Annotated in this window: 15 protein-coding genes and 1 riboswitch; of the genes, 4 read left to right on the forward strand and 11 right to left on the reverse strand. The window is 62.0% G+C overall.

Translation table 11 applies throughout. The features are described from left to right. Positions 1 to 68: 68 nt before the first annotated feature. The 8 genes from AC0Z8Z_RS18175 to AC0Z8Z_RS18210 form a co-directional block, all read right to left on the reverse strand. The gene (locus tag AC0Z8Z_RS18175; RefSeq protein ID WP_485620020.1) at positions 69 to 1,370 is read right to left on the reverse strand and encodes a cobyrinic acid a,c-diamide synthase CobB; all 1,302 of its coding nucleotides are present in this window, start codon (positions 1,368 to 1,370) and stop codon (positions 69 to 71) included. After that, positions 1,367 to 1,978: a cob(I)yrinic acid a,c-diamide adenosyltransferase gene (cobO, locus tag AC0Z8Z_RS18180; protein ID WP_485620021.1), complete on the reverse strand. Its 612-nt coding sequence runs from the start codon at positions 1,976 to 1,978 to the stop codon at positions 1,367 to 1,369. Before cobO ends, AC0Z8Z_RS18175 begins: the two co-directional genes overlap by 4 nt. Positions 1,979 to 2,084: 106 nt before the next feature. Further along, positions 2,085 to 2,310, reverse strand: a riboswitch (cobalamin riboswitch). Between the two features lie 127 nt (positions 2,311 to 2,437). Beyond that, complete coding sequence (locus tag AC0Z8Z_RS18185) at positions 2,438 to 2,974, reverse strand: C40 family peptidase (RefSeq protein ID WP_485620022.1); 537 nt, start codon at positions 2,972 to 2,974, stop codon at positions 2,438 to 2,440. Between the two features lie 87 nt (positions 2,975 to 3,061). After that, a complete protein-coding gene (locus AC0Z8Z_RS18190) occupies positions 3,062 to 3,751 on the reverse strand; it encodes a C40 family peptidase (RefSeq protein ID WP_122535695.1) in 690 nt (229 codons plus the stop codon). A gap of 66 nt (positions 3,752 to 3,817) precedes the next feature. Next, the gene (locus AC0Z8Z_RS18195; RefSeq protein ID WP_485620023.1) at positions 3,818 to 4,591 is read right to left on the reverse strand and encodes an NAD-dependent deacylase; all 774 of its coding nucleotides are present in this window, start codon (positions 4,589 to 4,591) and stop codon (positions 3,818 to 3,820) included. 8 nt (positions 4,592 to 4,599) lie between these two features. Beyond that, positions 4,600 to 5,304, reverse strand: a complete 705-nt coding sequence (hda, locus tag AC0Z8Z_RS18200) for a DnaA regulatory inactivator Hda (protein ID WP_074890952.1) — start codon at positions 5,302 to 5,304, stop codon at positions 4,600 to 4,602. 216 nt (positions 5,305 to 5,520) lie between these two features. Further along, entirely contained in the window at positions 5,521 to 6,594 is a 1,074-nt protein-coding gene (locus AC0Z8Z_RS18205) for an AI-2E family transporter (RefSeq protein ID WP_485620025.1), read from the reverse strand. Between the two features lie 54 nt (positions 6,595 to 6,648). Further along, a complete protein-coding gene (locus tag AC0Z8Z_RS18210) occupies positions 6,649 to 7,722 on the reverse strand; it encodes a DUF2066 domain-containing protein (RefSeq protein WP_485620043.1) in 1,074 nt (357 codons plus the stop codon). 333 nt (positions 7,723 to 8,055) lie between these two features. On the opposite strand from AC0Z8Z_RS18210, the gene purM reads away from it, so the two are divergent. From purM to AC0Z8Z_RS18230, 4 genes are all read left to right on the forward strand, one after another. Continuing rightward, positions 8,056 to 9,114, forward strand: coding sequence for a phosphoribosylformylglycinamidine cyclo-ligase (gene purM / locus AC0Z8Z_RS18215; RefSeq protein WP_485620026.1), 1,059 nt, complete (start codon positions 8,056 to 8,058; stop codon positions 9,112 to 9,114). Between the two features lie 8 nt (positions 9,115 to 9,122). Then, on the forward strand, positions 9,123 to 9,773 hold the full coding sequence (gene purN, locus AC0Z8Z_RS18220) for a phosphoribosylglycinamide formyltransferase (RefSeq protein WP_485620045.1): 651 nt from the start codon (positions 9,123 to 9,125) through the stop codon (positions 9,771 to 9,773). 8 nt (positions 9,774 to 9,781) lie between these two features. Continuing rightward, positions 9,782 to 10,498, forward strand: a complete 717-nt coding sequence (locus AC0Z8Z_RS18225; protein WP_122535700.1) for a DUF3108 domain-containing protein — start codon at positions 9,782 to 9,784, stop codon at positions 10,496 to 10,498. Between the two features lie 280 nt (positions 10,499 to 10,778). Continuing rightward, on the forward strand, positions 10,779 to 10,967 hold the full coding sequence (locus AC0Z8Z_RS18230; protein WP_172609298.1) for a hypothetical protein: 189 nt from the start codon (positions 10,779 to 10,781) through the stop codon (positions 10,965 to 10,967). A gap of 185 nt (positions 10,968 to 11,152) precedes the next feature. Here AC0Z8Z_RS18230 and AC0Z8Z_RS18235 read toward each other — a convergent pair whose 3' ends face one another. The 3 genes from AC0Z8Z_RS18235 to relA all read right to left on the reverse strand — a co-directional run bounded on the left by AC0Z8Z_RS18235 (position 11,153) and on the right by relA (position 14,904). Further along, on the reverse strand, positions 11,153 to 11,695 hold the full coding sequence (locus AC0Z8Z_RS18235; protein WP_122535702.1) for a DUF2058 domain-containing protein: 543 nt from the start codon (positions 11,693 to 11,695) through the stop codon (positions 11,153 to 11,155). A 26-nt stretch (positions 11,696 to 11,721) separates the two neighbouring features. After that, positions 11,722 to 12,555: a nucleoside triphosphate pyrophosphohydrolase gene (gene mazG, locus AC0Z8Z_RS18240; protein ID WP_485620027.1), complete on the reverse strand. Its 834-nt coding sequence runs from the start codon at positions 12,553 to 12,555 to the stop codon at positions 11,722 to 11,724. A gap of 105 nt (positions 12,556 to 12,660) precedes the next feature. Further along, on the reverse strand, positions 12,661 to 14,904 hold the full coding sequence (relA, locus tag AC0Z8Z_RS18245) for a GTP diphosphokinase (RefSeq protein ID WP_122622221.1): 2,244 nt from the start codon (positions 14,902 to 14,904) through the stop codon (positions 12,661 to 12,663). Between the last annotated feature and the right edge of the window lie 88 nt (positions 14,905 to 14,992).

Consider the following 14,992-nt stretch of genomic DNA (forward strand, 5'->3'; position numbering starts at 1 on the left):
TACGTCAGAAAGACAGCCTTCGCGAGCAAGCTCGCTCCCACAGAATGCGGCGATTGCATTGGCCAGGCTCATGGCAAAAACAGCGCCGCCATCGCCTGGGGATTCGAGGGGAAGTAGAAGTGCACGTACGACGCAGTCATGCGTCCTTCGCGGTACACCGCTTCGGCGCCGCGCCCGCCATTGGGGCTGAGGCCGCGGGCGATGGGGGTCAGTTCGGTGCTGGTCAGGGAGTGGTGATAGGTATGGCCACGCAAGGTGCCTTCCGGCAGTTCGACCGATTGCAGGGCAAGGGCTGCCAGACGCTTTTGCATCACGGCTTCACCCTTGAGCAAGCCCACCCCTTCGGCGCGCTGGCCGTCGACATCGGTCAGGGCATCGAGCAGGTACAACATGCCGCCGCATTCGGCGAGCAAGGGTTTGCCGGCGGCGTGGTGCGCGCGAATCGCGGCGAGCATGCTGTGGTTTTCCGCCAGCGCGGTGTGATGCAATTCCGGGTAGCCACCGGGCAGATACAGACTGTCGGCGTCGGGTAATTCGCGGTCGCGGATCGGCGAGAAGAAGGACAGTTCTGCGCCCATCTCCCGAAGCAGGTCCAGGCTGGCGCCGTAGAAAAACGCGAACGCCTCGTCATGGGCGATGGCGATTTTCACCCCGGCCAGCAGCGGTTCGGCCGGCACGAATTCCGGCGCGGTAAAGGTCACGGACGGTGGCAAGGTGGCGTCGCAGGTGCTGGCCAGCGCGGTGGCGGCAGCGTCGAGGCGCATGTCCAGGTCATTCAATTCGCTGGCCTGCACCAGGCCGAGGTGCCGGCTGGGCAGCTCAATGCCGGTTTCACGGGACAGCGCGCCGTACCAGCGCAGGCCTTCGGTCAGGCTGCCTTCCAGCAACTGCGCGTGGCGCACCGTACCGACGCGATTGGCCAGCACGCCGGCGAACGGCAGATCCGGCTGATAGCGCGCCAGTCCCAGCGCCAAAGCGCCGAAGGTCTGGGCCATGGCCGTGCCGTCAATCACGCCCAGCACCGGCACGCCGAAACGCCGCGCCAGGTCGGCGCTGGAGGGGGTGCCGTCGAACAAGCCCATGACGCCTTCGATGAGGATCAGGTCGGCATCGGCAGCGGCTTCCCATAAAAGGCGCCGGCTTTCGTCCTCGCCGATCATCCACATGTCCAGTTGGTACACCGGATGGCCGCTGGCGCGTTCAAGAATCATCGGGTCGAGAAAGTCCGGCCCACATTTGAACACGCGCACCTTGCGCCCCTGATTGCGGTGCAGACGGGCCAGTGCGGCAGTGACGGTGGTTTTGCCCTGACCGGACGCCGGCGCTGCGATCAGCACTGCCGGGCAGTGCCGGGGTTGACGCTCACTCACAGTTCGATGCCTTTCTGGGCCTTGATGCCGGCTTGAAAGGCATGCTTGACCACGCCGATTTCGGACACGGTGTCTGAAAGGTCGATCAATTCATGCTTCGCCCCGCGACCGGTGACGATCACATGCTGCATCGGTGGCCGTGCCTGCAGATCGCTCAGCACCTGCTCCAGGTCCAGATAACCGTGCTTGAGGGCGATGTTCAGCTCATCGAGCACGACCATACCGATGGACGCGTCCTTGAGCATCTCCCGGGCCACGGCCCAGGCGGCTTCGGCGGCGGCGATGTCACGCTGGCGGTCCTGGGTTTCCCAGGTGAAGCCCTCGCCCATCACGTGGTAACGCACTTGTTCAGGGAAGCGGCGGAAGAACAGCTCTTCGCCGGTGCTGTGGCGGCCTTTGATGAACTGAACGACGCCGCACTGCATGCCGTGGCCCATGGCGCGGGCGAGCATGCCGAACGCCGAACTGCTCTTGCCTTTGCCGTTGCCGGTCAGCACCAACAGCAATCCGCATTCATTCGGCGCGCTGGAAATGCGCTCGTCCATCACCGCCTTTTTGCGCAGCATGCGCGCCAGGTGGCGTTCGTCACGTTCGGGGGATTCGCTCATCTCAGCTCTCCGCTTGAGGGCAGGTGTGGCAGACGGAGGGCACGGGCAAAGACTGTCAGCAGGCACCGGACAAGGCCGGCCTGCAGCAGAGCATCGCCCTCCGTGATGCTGTTCGATGGATCAGGCCGGTCTCCGGACTCATGAGTTGCCACAAGCGTGGCAGGCCATGCGCCTTCCCATGTTCAGCGAACACAGTGGCATCGTGCGTGGCCCAGACTCATTTACCGTTGCGGAGGCAGCGCCGGAATTGATCGCACGAGCAATCGCACCGGCTTCCCTGTTTCACCCTGTGGACCAACGAAGTCCCGGGCACCTGAAACATGGCGCGAAGGTTAGAGGGTTGACTGGGGAGCGTCAATCGAACCGTGGGCAGAGCGCCCACGGGTTTACGGGATTTCACCCTGAAAGGCACAGGTGTTCATGCAGCAACAGCCCATGAACACATTGCCTCAGAAGCGACTATTGCCTGGCGAGGTTCGATGGCTGGATAACGCGTTTGGCGTTCAGCCAGGCTTTTTGCCAATAGGGCTTGTCGAGGCTGTCGAGTTTGACGGTGCCGCCGGTGGCTGGTGCGTGAACGAATCGCCCTTCCCCGACGTAGATGCCGGCATGGCTGACGTGGGAGCCGCCGCTGGTGGCGAAGAACACCAGATCACCGGTCTGCAGCTGACTGCGATCGATGTCAGGACCGCGCAGGGTGATCATATCCCGTGTCGACCGCGGCAAGGTGATCCCCGCCGCATCGTGGTAGACGTAGCCGATCAGGCCACTGCAATCGAATCCCGAATCAGGCGTGTTGCCGCCCCAGCGATAGGGCGTGCCAACGAGGCCGATCGCGCGCAACAAGACGTCGTCGGCGAGCGGTGAAGCAAACTGGGGAGGAGCGGAAACCACAGGCCGATAGACGACCTTGCGCGGAGCGGGCGGTGGAGTGCTGGAACACGCGGCCAGCAGCACAGCCAGAGAGGCAACCATCAGGCGAACCGTTAACGACATAAACACGACAACCTGTGCGGGGTGCAGCTTACTTTGCCGACAGCCGGGGTTGCGCGCAAGAGGGCCGAACCCTCTACGCGCCCGGAATTAACGGTGTTGGCGCTTGATGGTAGTCGAGGTCATCGCGGTGGTGGTTTCAGGTACCGTTGAAGGTGCCATGGCCAGTGCGCGTTTGGCTTCGATGAAGGTCTTGGCCCAGTAGGCATCGTCGAGGCTGTCGACGCGGACGCCACCGCTGCGGCGGCTGCTGGAATGGATGAACTGGTCATCGCCCAGGTAGATGCCCGCATGGCTGACACGACCACGGCCGGCGGTGCTGAAGAACAGCAGATCGCCCGGCTTGAGGTCATTGCGCTTGATGAGAGGGGCATCGATATTGATCATTTCGCGGGAAGACCGCGGCAGGCTCATGCCCGCCTCTTCACGGAAGAGGTAACCGATGAAACCGCTGCAGTCGAAACCGGAGGTGGTCGACGTGCCGCCAAAGCGATAGCGAGTGCCTATCAAGGATTTGCCGCGTTCGAGGATGCTGTCAGCCAGAACCGGCAATCGGTATGGCTTGTTGTCGGCAAACTGAGCGAGCTCGTCTTCAGTGGCGACTTCGTCATCCAGTACGGAAGAGGCGTAGTCGGCGCGCTTGGTAGCGGATTGAGCAGTGGCAGAGTCCCGGAACTGGGGGCTTTGCGACTGTTGTTGCGACGTCGGCATCTGGGCCGCGCAGCCGAACAACAGCGTTACGAGTGCGAGAGGCACGAGGGGTGCGAAGCGGTTTAGCATGTGCACGACCGTGGCTGAAGTGTAAAGAAGCCGAAACTATGCCCGCTATCGTACCCATTTGCAAATTCAATCGAAACAAATGTGACTTACGATGTCGTCCATCACTTCTAAGGCTCTACACCTCAGAAACGCATCCATATGCGCGGAATGATCGGTCGGCGAAGGATTTATCTCGGCAGTAAAGCCTCCCGTCACCCGAGCGCGCAGCATAGACTCATGAATGTACGGGAAGCTGGCGGTGGTTCCGATGCTGAGCACAGCGTCAAAGCCTTTTGCCATCTCCCTCTCAAGCACGTTCAGTGCCAACTCCGGCAACATCTCCCCAAACAACACCACCGATGGCCGCAGAACGCCAGTACAGCGGGGACACAGTGGTGGCAATGGCCGGTTGAGATGTTCGCTCAACTGTAGATCCTCGGCGCCACAAGATTGACAGTAGAGCGGCGCCAACTGGCCGTGAATTTCGATCAGCCGTTCCGGTGGACTGCCTGCGGCGCGATGGTAGCCGTCGACGTTTTGCGTCAATACCCAGCACTCCGGCTTGCGCCGCTGCAATTCGGCGATGGCGTAGTGCGCCGCATTGGGACGTCCGCCCAGGCAAGCGCTGCCCAATTGTGCGATGTACTTCCAGCACAGCGCGGGATCACGACGCAGCATCGGGCCGGACAAGGCCATTTCGATGGGCAGGCCGTCGTCGGTCTCGCCGTTATACAGTCCACCGACACCGCGATAGGTTGGCAGACCCGAATCAGCCGAGAGGCCGGCGCCGGTGATGATCAGAATACGGGTGGCGTGGCGCAGAGCCGCGGCGGTTTGCAGCACCAGGGCCGGATCGACCACGGACGCGCCTACCAACCGAGGGTTTCTTTGAGGAAGGGAATGGTCAGCTTGCGCTGGGCCTGGAGCGAGGCCTGATCGAGTTGCTCAAGCAGGTCGAACAGCGCGCTCATGCTGCGCTTGCCGCGGGTAAGGATGAAATGCCCCACCTCATCGGTCAGGTGCAGCCCGCGACGCGAGGCGCGTAACTGCAGGGCGCGGAGCTTTTCCTCGTCGGACAACAGACGCATCTGGAACACGAGCGCCATGGTCAGCCGTGATTTCAAGTCGGCCAGCTTGACCGGCAGCTCCCTCGGCGAGCATGAAGCGGCGATAAGCAAGCGTCGGCCGCTGTCGCGAAGGCGGTTGAACAGATGGAACAACGCTTCTTCCCACTCAGGCTTGCCGACCACCGCCTGCAAGTCATCGAGGCACACCAGTTCGTACTGCTCCAGATGATCGAACAGGCCGATGCCTTGATCGAGCAACTCGGCCATCGGCAGGTAAACCGCCGGCTCGCCCATCTGTTCGAAACGCAGGCAGGCGGCCTGCAACAGATGCGTGCGCCCTACCCCGTTCTTGCCCCACAGATAAATCAGACTCTCCGTCCAGCCGGCCTCGGCTTCGCACAGCCGCTCGACATAGCCGAGTGCAGCGGCATTGGCGCCTGGATAGTAATTGATGAAGGTGGCGTCATCACGCAGACGCACACTCAGGGGCAGCTGAACTGGTTTCATGCTGGCTGAACGGTTCGAGACGAACCGCCAAATGGCCTCTGTGAAAAGTGCGCAAAGTCTATACCCGCAGGGCTGGCCGCACAATGCGGCAGACCGCCAGCAAAATCAAAGGCTTGCGTAGGTCACTGGTATCACTGGGGAATACGGGCAAAACCCGCCGAGAAAGGAGGCGCGCGGTGAACACCGCGCGCCGGTACGCATCCTGATTCGCGGGAATCAGAGATCCGGGTCGTCCAGACCGCCGTAGATGTCAGAATCCTTGTACAGGTCATGAACGTGGCGCACCAACACCATGATCACCGCCGCCACCGGGAGCGCCAGCAGGATGCCAGTGAAGCCGAACAGCTCGCCGCCCGCCAGGATGGCGAAGATCACCGCGACCGGGTGCAGGCCAATGCGGTCGCCTACCAGCAATGGCGTCAGCACCATGCCTTCCAGCGCCTGACCGACTATGAACACCGCCACGATGCCCAGCATCGGGTACAGGTCGCCGCCGAACTGGAAGAAGCCCGCCAGTATCGCCGAGCCGATGCCGATCACGAAACCCATGTACGGCACGATGGCCGCCAGGCCGGCGATGACACCGATCAACAGCCCCAGCTCCAGCCCGACCAGCATCAACCCGGCGGCGTAGATCACGCCCAGCGCGACCATCACCAGCAACTGACCACGAATGAACGCGCCCAAGACCTCATGGCACTCGTCCGCCAGGGCGACAATCTTCTTCTCGCGGTGACGCGGCAACAGGCTGCGGACCTTGGCGGTCATCACGTCCCAGTCACGCAGCAAGTAGAAGCAGACCACCGGGATCAGCACCAGATTGGTCAGCCAGCCGATCAGCGCCAGGGTCGAGGTGGTGGCCTGGGACAGGACGATGCCGACGATGTCGCCAGTCTGACCCATGTGCTCCGAGATCGCCGCCTTGACCTTGTCGAACTTCCAGAACCCGTCTGCCAGGCCCAGCTTGGCCTGTGTCCACGGCAGGGCGGTGTGCTGCAGCCAGTCGAGGATCTGCGGCGCCAGTTCGTACAGGCGATAAAGCTGCTTGGCCAGCATCGGCACCAGCACCAACAGCAGTCCCATGAAAATCAGGGTGAACAACAGGAACACCGTCACCACACTCATGGTGCGGGACATTTTCAGTTTTTCCAGCCGGTCTGCCAGCGGATCGCCCATGTACGCCAGCAGCAAGGCCACGAGGAACGGCGTCAGAATCGAATGCAGCAGCCAGACGAACAAACAGACCAGGACAACCCCGCCCAGCCAGAACCAACGACGCGTATCAGTCATTACTGCCTCTTTCCCCAAGATGATGTGCTTTGCGCAACGTCGTTATGAACCTGTTCACCAACGGAAGTGCAGTGCGCTGTCGGAAACAGCAGGCGGCTGCGGTGCTGCGGGCGTGCCGTCAGCAGACGCCGGCGCCGGGTTGGGCGCGGAATTAACCGGCGCGCTGGCGAGCTCACTGGCCGGCACTTCCTGCAACTTCGCCAGCGACAGCTGGGACCGCAACTGATCGGGGCTGCCGCTGACGTCGAAAGCGACGCGATCACCGTCGGCTGATTTCAGGCGGCCACCGAACGGTTCGAGCAGGCGCAACAGCTGCGCATAACGCTCAAGATTCATGCCCTGCACATCCAGCACCATGCCGGTCGCCGCGCCGGGCTTGACCACGAAACGCGGCGCCAGACGCTGGCTCACCGCCAACAGCACCGCATCGGCCAGTTCCGCCGAACTCGCGCCGCTGGCGCTGCCCTGCTCCATCTTGTCGCCCAGCCACAGGTGCCATTTGCCCTGCCACTGGCCGCCGTTTTCCTGCGCGTGTACCGCCAGAATCGCGTCTGAACCGTAACGCTCGGAAGCCTCTTTGAGCGGGCCGACGTCGTTGCCGTCGAGGGTCTTGGCGTTGCCGATGCCTTGCTCGCCCAGGTCGGCCAGCGGCAGACGCAACGGCAGACCGCGATGCTGAGCGGCGCGACGCAGAGGTTCGGCGGAGGCTTGGCCGTCGCCGACCAGATTGGCGCCGTCAGTCGCATCGTTCAACCACCAGGCCATGATCACCGGACGGTTGGTGCCCCACAACGGCAGCCCCGCCTGACGCATCACGCGTTCGGTGCTCGCCGGGTCGAAGTCGACCTGCAGGGTCTCGGGTGGGCCGGCGTCATAACCGTACTGGCTGATAATTTGCTGAGGGTCCTTGCGCACCTCGGCAAGGCCGCCGTTCTGCACCGCCTTGGGGTCGCCGGTCAGGCGGATGACCAGGGTTTCCAGCGCAGCCTGGGTGGCACGGGTTTTCTCGTCCGGGGTCTGGCCACTGACGGGCTCGCGCACCTGATAAAGCGTGTTCACCGTCTCGGCGAGCGCCGGCAGACTCATCAATGAGAGACAACCCACGAACAGGCAGTTTTTTAGGCGCATGAATGAAGGTGGACGCATGAAGGATTCCCGCTGGGTAAAAAAGGCAACGCTATAAATAGCCGCATAAACTTGAATGAACCGACTCAGACCGCAGGTGCAGCCGAATCGCTCACTCAGGCGCCAACGTTACACCGGATCCTTGCGGCGACGAACGGGTGCGGCAGGATAAACCCGGTTATTTTTTCTTCACGGTCGTCCTGCCCGTCGGCCCAAGGATGGCCGCTTGCGCCCAACCCTGATAAAATCGCGCGCCTTCGCAGACCGGCGATGACAAGGCCCCGCGTCGTTGCCACTCGGTCGTTACCCCGAATCCCCCCCTTAAAGGCCTGGATCATGAGCAAGCAACCCTCCCTGAGCTACAAAGACGCCGGTGTAGACATCGACGCCGGTGAAGCGCTGGTCGAACGCATCAAGAGCGTCGCCAAGCGCACCAAGCGCCCGGAAGTGATGGGCGGCCTCGGGGGCTTCGGCGCTCTGTGCGAAATCCCGGCCGGCTACAAGCAGCCTGTGCTGGTCAGTGGCACCGACGGTGTCGGCACCAAGCTGCGTCTGGCGCTGAATCTCAACAAACACGACACCATCGGCATCGACCTGGTCGCCATGTGCGTCAACGATCTGGTGGTCTGCGGCGCTGAGCCGCTGTTCTTCCTCGACTACTACGCCACCGGCAAGCTGAACGTCGACACCGCCGCCCAAGTGGTCACCGGCATCGGCGCGGGCTGCGAACTGGCCGGCTGCTCCCTGGTCGGCGGCGAAACCGCTGAAATGCCCGGCATGTACGAAGGCGAAGACTACGACCTGGCCGGTTTCTGCGTCGGCGTGGTGGAAAAAGCCGAGATCATCGACGGCTCCAAGGTTGCAGCGGGCGACGCACTGATCGCGCTCCCCTCTTCCGGTCCGCATTCCAACGGTTACTCGCTGATCCGCAAGATCATCGAAGTGTCGGGTGCCGACATCGACACCATCCAGCTCGACGGCAAGCCGCTGACCGAACTGCTGATGGCGCCGACCCGCATTTACGTCAAGCAACTGCTCAAGCTGATCAAAGACACCGGCGCGGTTAAAGCCATGGCCCACATCACCGGCGGCGGCTTGCTGGATAACATTCCGCGCGTGCTGCCTGAAGGCGCACAGGCCATCGTCGACGTGGCGAGCTGGACCCGCCCGGCGGTGTTTGACTGGCTGCAGGAAAATGGCAACGTGGATGAGCACGAAATGCACCGCGTGCTGAACTGCGGCGTTGGCATGGTCATCTGTGTTGCCCAGGAACACGTTGAAGTCTCGCTGAACGCCCTGCGTGACGCCGGCGAGCAGCCGTGGGTCATCGGCCAGATCGGCACCGCTGCCGAAGGCGCTGCACAAGTCGAGCTGAAGAACGTCAAGGCTCATTAATGCCTGAGATGCCCCAACCCTGTGACGTGGTGGTGCTGCTGTCCGGCACCGGCGGCAACCTGCAGGCGATGATTGACAGCTTTCAGGACAGCGCGAGCCCTGCGCGCATCCGGGCGGTGATTTCCAACCGCGCCGATGCCTTCGGGCTCGAGCGGGCCGCTCGCGCGGGGATCGACACTCGCGTGCTCGATCACACCGGCTACGAAGGTCGCGAGGCCTTCGATGCGGCGCTGATCGAAGCCATCGATTCGTTTCAGCCGTCGCTGGTCGTGCTCGCCGGGTTCATGCGCATCCTCACGTCCGGGTTCGTCCGCCACTACCATGGCCGCCTGCTGAACATTCACCCTTCCCTGCTTCCGCGGTATAAAGGCCTGCACACCCATCAACGGGCGCTGGACGCCGGCGATGCCGAGCATGGCTGCAGCGTGCACTTTGTCACCGAGGAACTCGATGGGGGGCCTCTGGTCGTACAGGCAGTTGTTTCTGTAGAGTTGCACGACACGCCCGCCACGCTGGCACAAAGGGTTCACGCCCAGGAACACCTGATATATCCCCTGGCCATTCGCTGGTTTGCCGAAGGACGCTTGACCCTCGACGAACACGGCGCCTCACTGGACGGCCAGGGCCTAGGGCCCAGCGGCCACTTGATCCGACATTAGGAGATATTATGCGTCGCGCTTTGCTCTTCGCTTTCGCTCTGTTCGCACTTCCCGCAGTCAACGCGGCCGACCTTCAACCTTTCTCCGCCAGCTACACCGCTGACTGGAAACAACTCCCCATGAGCGGCGGCAGCGCCAGCCGCAGCCTCGAAAAGAACGCCAACGGCACCTGGACCCTGAACTTCAAGGCATCGATGATGATCGCCAGCCTGACCGAAGTCAGCACGATCAAGGTCGACAAGGATCAGTTGCTGCCGCAGACCTACCACTTCGAACGTGGCGGCCTGGGCAAGAGCAAAACGGTCGATCTGGTATTCGACTGGCCCACCAAATTTATCACCGGCTCGGACCGTGGCGACGCGGTGAAAATCCCGCTGAATGCCGGCGTTCTCGACAAGTCCACCTACCAGCTCGCGCTGCAGCATGACGTGGCAGCGGGCAAAAAGAGCATGTCGTATCAGGTGGTCGATGGTGACGAGATCGACACCTATGACTTCCGCGTCCTGGGCACTGAAAAGGTCGAGACCAAAGTCGGTTCGGTCGACGCCATCAAGGTCGAGCGCGTGCGTGACCCTACGCAGAACAAACGCATCACCGTGATGTGGTTCGCCAAAGACTACGACTACCTGCTGGTTCGCCTGCAACAGGTTGAAACCGACGGCAAGGAATACAACATCATGCTGCAGGACGGCACGGTGAACGGTAAGTCGGTCAAAGGCAGTTAAGACACGCCACCGCCGAGCGCACTACGAAAAAACCCGCCTCCATGGCGGGTTTTTTCTTGGCGCTGAGAGACACATGGGCCTACATGAAAGATTCTTCATGGCCCTCAACCGGGTGTGACAAAACGCCACACTCCCTTCGAATACAAGCATTTAGCGCACTGTTACGGATTCGGTAAATAACTGTTGCCGGACGCGCACATTTACTTAGCCGCCTATCAAAAACTATAAAGAAGGCCTGCGACGTCCTGCCGCAGATATCCAAGAGTCAGGAGTTTGCACTATGACCGTAACTGTTACTGAACGCGACGACGCCCATATCTCCCACGAAACCATCGCCGATGGCATCCAGATCTGGGATGTTCGCCAGCAAGACCAATTGGTAGGGATGTTTCATTACGAATCGGACGCACAGCGTTACGCAGCAGAACTAGCCGAGCAAGAAGCGAAGCTACAGGCCAGTCATTCGTAATTTCGGAATCGCAGCAAAACAAAACCCGCCTCTCGGCGGGTTCTGTTGTTCACCAGAGGTCCGCCTTTCACGATGCCCCAGCGCAACCCTTTCATACAGACAATGCGAACTAGGTGGGAGTGAGCTTGCTCACTAAAGCGGTACTGCACCCTCTGAAGATTTAGCTCATGCCCCTTCGCAAGGAATCACCACATCAGGTCATCAGGGATCTTGTACGCGGCATAAGGATCATCGCCATCCGGCTCTTCGGTGGGTGCGCTGAGCATGACGATGCGGCGGGGATCGCGCTCTTGCACCTTGAGGGCGGCTTCCCGGGGGATCACCTCGTAGGTGCCGCCGTGGTGCACGATGGCCAGCGCGCCGCTGCTCAGCTTGCTGCGCATCAAAGGGTTGACCGACAGGCGCTTGACCTTCTTGTCGTCAACGAAGTTGTAGTAGTCCTCGGTGGTCAGCTTCGGCAGGCGCGTGGCTTCGATCAGTTGCTTGACCTGGGCGGCACGGGCTTTCTGCTCGATTTTTTCCTGCTGCTGACGGTTCAACTCCTGATCCCGTTTGGCCTTCTCGGCCATCGCTTCCTGGGCCGCGCGCTGGCTGGTGTCGTCCGCCACTGCCTGGCCCTTATGCACCAGACGCTGCTCCTTCTGCTTGCTCTTGCTGGCCTGCTTGGCCTGCTTTTCATTGACCAGTCCGGCTTTCAACAACTGGTCACGAAGGGAAATACCCGCCATCTGTCTTCTCTCTCTAAATAGTCAACTCAACCGCAGTTGGGCGTGATCTTTTCCTGACGCTTGGCTTCGCCCCAGAGCGCATCCATCTCTTCGAGGCTGCAATCTTCGATGGGGCGCCGGGTGTCGCGCAAGGTCTGTTCGATAAATCTGAAACGCCGCTCGAATTTGGCATTGGCGGCGCGCAGGGCATTTTCCGGGTCGACCTTAAGGTGCCGGGCCAGATTGACGGCGGCGAACAGCAGATCGCCGACCTCTTCGGTGATGGCAGCGCTGTCGTTGTCGGCCATGGCCTCGAGGACTTCGTCGAGTTCCTCGCGCACGTTGTCGACCACGGGCAGCGCATCCGGCCAGTCGAACCCGACTTGGGCGGCGCGCTTCTGCAACTTCGCCGCCCGCGACAGCGCAGGCAATACCGCCGGCACATCATCGAGCAGGGAAAGCTGCTCAGGGGCGCTGGCCTTTTCCGCGCGCTCCTCAGCCTTGATCTGTTCCCAGCGCTGCTTGACCTGCTCCTCGCTGAGACGCGGGGTTTCCAGTGGCGCGTACAGATCGCCGGTCGGGAACACGTGGGGATGACGGCGAATCAGTTTGCGGGTGATGCCGTCGACCACACCGTCAAACTCGAAGCGCCCTTCTTCCCGCGCCAGCTGGCAGTAATACACCACCTGAAACAGCAAATCGCCGAGCTCGCCGCGCAGGTCATCGAAATCGCCACGCTCGATGGCGTCGGCCACTTCGTAGGCTTCTTCAAGGGTGTGCGGCACGATGCTCGCGTAATGCTGCTTCACGTCCCACGGGCAACCGAATTGCGGATCGCGCAAGCGGGCCATGAGGTTGAGGAGGTCTTGGAGGCTATACATGAGGGATCCCTTTGGTCACAGCTTCAAGCGGCAAGCCACAAGCTTCAAGCCGTGCGCGTACAGCTTGCAGCTTGTGGCTTGCCGCTTGTAGCTTGCAGCTACGCCTCACGGCGTTCTGTTACGCCGCGTTTCGATGATGTTCGGCAGTTGCGAGATGCGCCCCAGCAGCCGGCCCAACGCGTCCAGGCCCGGGATCTCGATGGTCAGCGACATCAGCGCGGTGTTGTCTTCCTTGTTCGAGCGGGTGTTGACCGCCAGGACGTTGATGCGCTCGTTGAGCAGGATTTGCGAGACGTCGCGCAGCAGGCCGGACCGGTCGTAGGCGCGGATGATGATGTCCACCGGATAGGTGAGCACCGGCACCGGGCCCCAGCTCACCTGAATGATGCGCTCGGGTTCGCGCCCGCCCAGTTGCAGCACCGAGGCGCAGTCCTGACGGTGAATGCTCACGCCGCGGCCCTGGGTGATGTAACCGACGATGGCATCGCCCGGCAGCGGCTGGCAGCAGCCGGCCATCTGCGTCATCAGGTTGCCGACGCCCTGGATCTGAATGTCGCCGCGCTTGCCCGGCTTGTAGCCGGTGGCCTTGCGCGGAATCAGCTCCAGCTGCTCGTTGCCGCGTTCAGGCTCGACCAGTTGCTGGGCCAGATTGACCAGCTGCGCAATGCGCAGGTCGCCGGCACCGAGGGCCGCGAACATGTCTTCGGCCATCTTCATGTTGGCCTTCTCGGCCAGCTTGTCGAAGTCCACTTGCGGCAGCGCCAGACGCGCCAGCTCGCGCTCCAGCAACACCTTGCCGGCGGCGACGTTCTGGTCGCGCGCCTGCAGCTTGTACCAGTGCACGATCTTCGCCCGCGCCCGAGACGTGGTGATGTAACCCAGGTTCGAGTTCAGCCAGTCGCGGCTCGGCGTGCCGTGCTTGCTGGTGATGATCTCGACCTGCTCGCCGGTCTGCAGGCTGTAGTTGAGCGGCACGATGCGCCCGTTGATCTTCGCGCCACGGCAGTTGTGGCCGATCTCAGTGTGCACGCGGTAGGCGAAGTCCAGCGGCGTCGCCCCCTTGGGCAGGTCGATCGCGTGGCCGTCCGGGGTAAACACGTAAACGCGGTCGGGTTCGATATCCACGCGCAGCTGTTCCGCCAGCCCGCCGATGTCGCCCAGCTCTTCGTGCCATTCGAGCACCTGACGCAGCCAGGAGATTTTCTCTTCGTAGTGATTGGAGCCGGATTTGACGTCGGTGCCCTTGTATTTCCAGTGGGCGCAGACGCCCAGTTCGGCCTCTTCGTGCATGGCGTGGGTGCGGATCTGCACTTCCAGCACCTTGCCCTCCGGACCGATCACTGCCGTGTGCAGCGAGCGATAGCCGTTTTCCTTGGGGTTGGCGATGTAGTCGTCGAATTCCTTGGGAATGTGCCGCCACAAAGTGTGGACAATGCCGAGGGCGGTGTAGCAATCGCGCATCTCCGGCACCAGCACACGAACGGCGCGAACGTCGTAGATCTGGCTGAATTCCAGGCCTTTGCGCTGCATCTTTCGCCAGATCGAGTAGATGTGCTTGGCCCGGCCGCTGATGTCGGCCGTCACGCCAGTGGCCAGCAGCTCGTTCTCAAGCTGGGACATCACGTCGGTGATGAAGCGCTCGCGATCAAGGCGGCGTTCGTGCAGCAGCTTGGCGATCTGCTTGTACTGCTCGGGCTCCAGGTAGCGGAAGGAAAGGTCCTCCAGCTCCCATTTGATATGACCGATACCCAGTCGGTGGGCCAGCGGCGCGTAGATGTCGAAGACTTCCCGGGCGACGCGGTTGCGCTTTTCGTCGTCGGTGTTCTTCACCGCCCGGATGGCGCACGTCCGTTCGGCGAGCTTGATCAGCGCGACGCGCACGTCGTCGACCATGGCCACCAGCATCTTGCGCAGGTTTTCGACCTGGGCCTGAGTGCCGAGCACCAGGGACTGACGCGGGCTGAGACTGGCGCTGATCGCCGCCATGCGCAGCACGCCGTCGATGAGTTTGGCGACGGTGGGGCCAAAGCGCTGGTTGACGTCGGGCAGCGAGATCTTGCCTTCGCGAACGCCGCGATAAATCACGGCGGCAACGAGGGAGTCCTGATCGAGCTTGAGGTCGGCCAGGATTTCAGCGATTTCCAGACCCGTCTGAAAACTCGACGTGCCCTCCGCCCAGAGGTTCTTCGCGGCGTTGTCCTGTTGCTCGGCGTGCCGGGCAAATTCACAGGCCTCTTTGAGGGCCTGTCGGTCCACTGCGAGGTCGACGCTGACCACGTGATCCAGCCACGCGTCGAGGTTGATACTGCCGTCAGTGTTGATCGGCTGGTGGGGTCTCACCTGTACCATGTTGCTTACCTTCCCTACGGCGCGATGAAATGCGCCATCAGTCGCCGGCCTTCTTGAGCGCGTGCGCCTTGCGGGCCATGCAAGGTCG

The organism is Pseudomonas sp. 1L-C-7-B-C1 (assembly GCF_057291635.1).

Excerpts from the sequence above, each read along its gene's own strand:
- cobO (WP_485620021.1), bottom strand. The coding sequence starts at position 1,978 with ATGAGCGAATCCCCCGAACGTGACGAACGCCACCTGGCGCGCATGCTG.
- AC0Z8Z_RS18185 (WP_485620022.1), bottom strand. The coding sequence starts at position 2,974 with ATGTCGTTAACGGTTCGCCTGATGGTTGCCTCTCTGGCTGTGCTGCTG.
- AC0Z8Z_RS18190 (WP_122535695.1), bottom strand. The coding sequence starts at position 3,751 with ATGCTAAACCGCTTCGCACCCCTCGTGCCTCTCGCACTCGTAACGCTG.
- hda (WP_074890952.1), bottom strand. The coding sequence starts at position 5,304 with ATGAAACCAGTTCAGCTGCCCCTGAGTGTGCGTCTGCGTGATGACGCC.
- AC0Z8Z_RS18205 (WP_485620025.1), bottom strand. The coding sequence starts at position 6,594 with ATGACTGATACGCGTCGTTGGTTCTGGCTGGGCGGGGTTGTCCTGGTC.
- AC0Z8Z_RS18210 (WP_485620043.1), bottom strand. The coding sequence starts at position 7,722 with ATGCGCCTAAAAAACTGCCTGTTCGTGGGTTGTCTCTCATTGATGAGT.
- purM (WP_485620026.1), top strand. The coding sequence starts at position 8,056 with ATGAGCAAGCAACCCTCCCTGAGCTACAAAGACGCCGGTGTAGACATC.
- purN (WP_485620045.1), top strand. The coding sequence starts at position 9,123 with ATGCCCCAACCCTGTGACGTGGTGGTGCTGCTGTCCGGCACCGGCGGC.
- AC0Z8Z_RS18225 (WP_122535700.1), top strand. The coding sequence starts at position 9,782 with ATGCGTCGCGCTTTGCTCTTCGCTTTCGCTCTGTTCGCACTTCCCGCA.
- AC0Z8Z_RS18230 (WP_172609298.1), top strand. The coding sequence starts at position 10,779 with ATGACCGTAACTGTTACTGAACGCGACGACGCCCATATCTCCCACGAA.
- AC0Z8Z_RS18235 (WP_122535702.1), bottom strand. The coding sequence starts at position 11,695 with ATGGCGGGTATTTCCCTTCGTGACCAGTTGTTGAAAGCCGGACTGGTC.
- mazG (WP_485620027.1), bottom strand. The coding sequence starts at position 12,555 with ATGTATAGCCTCCAAGACCTCCTCAACCTCATGGCCCGCTTGCGCGAT.
- relA (WP_122622221.1), bottom strand. The coding sequence starts at position 14,904 with ATGGTACAGGTGAGACCCCACCAGCCGATCAACACTGACGGCAGTATC.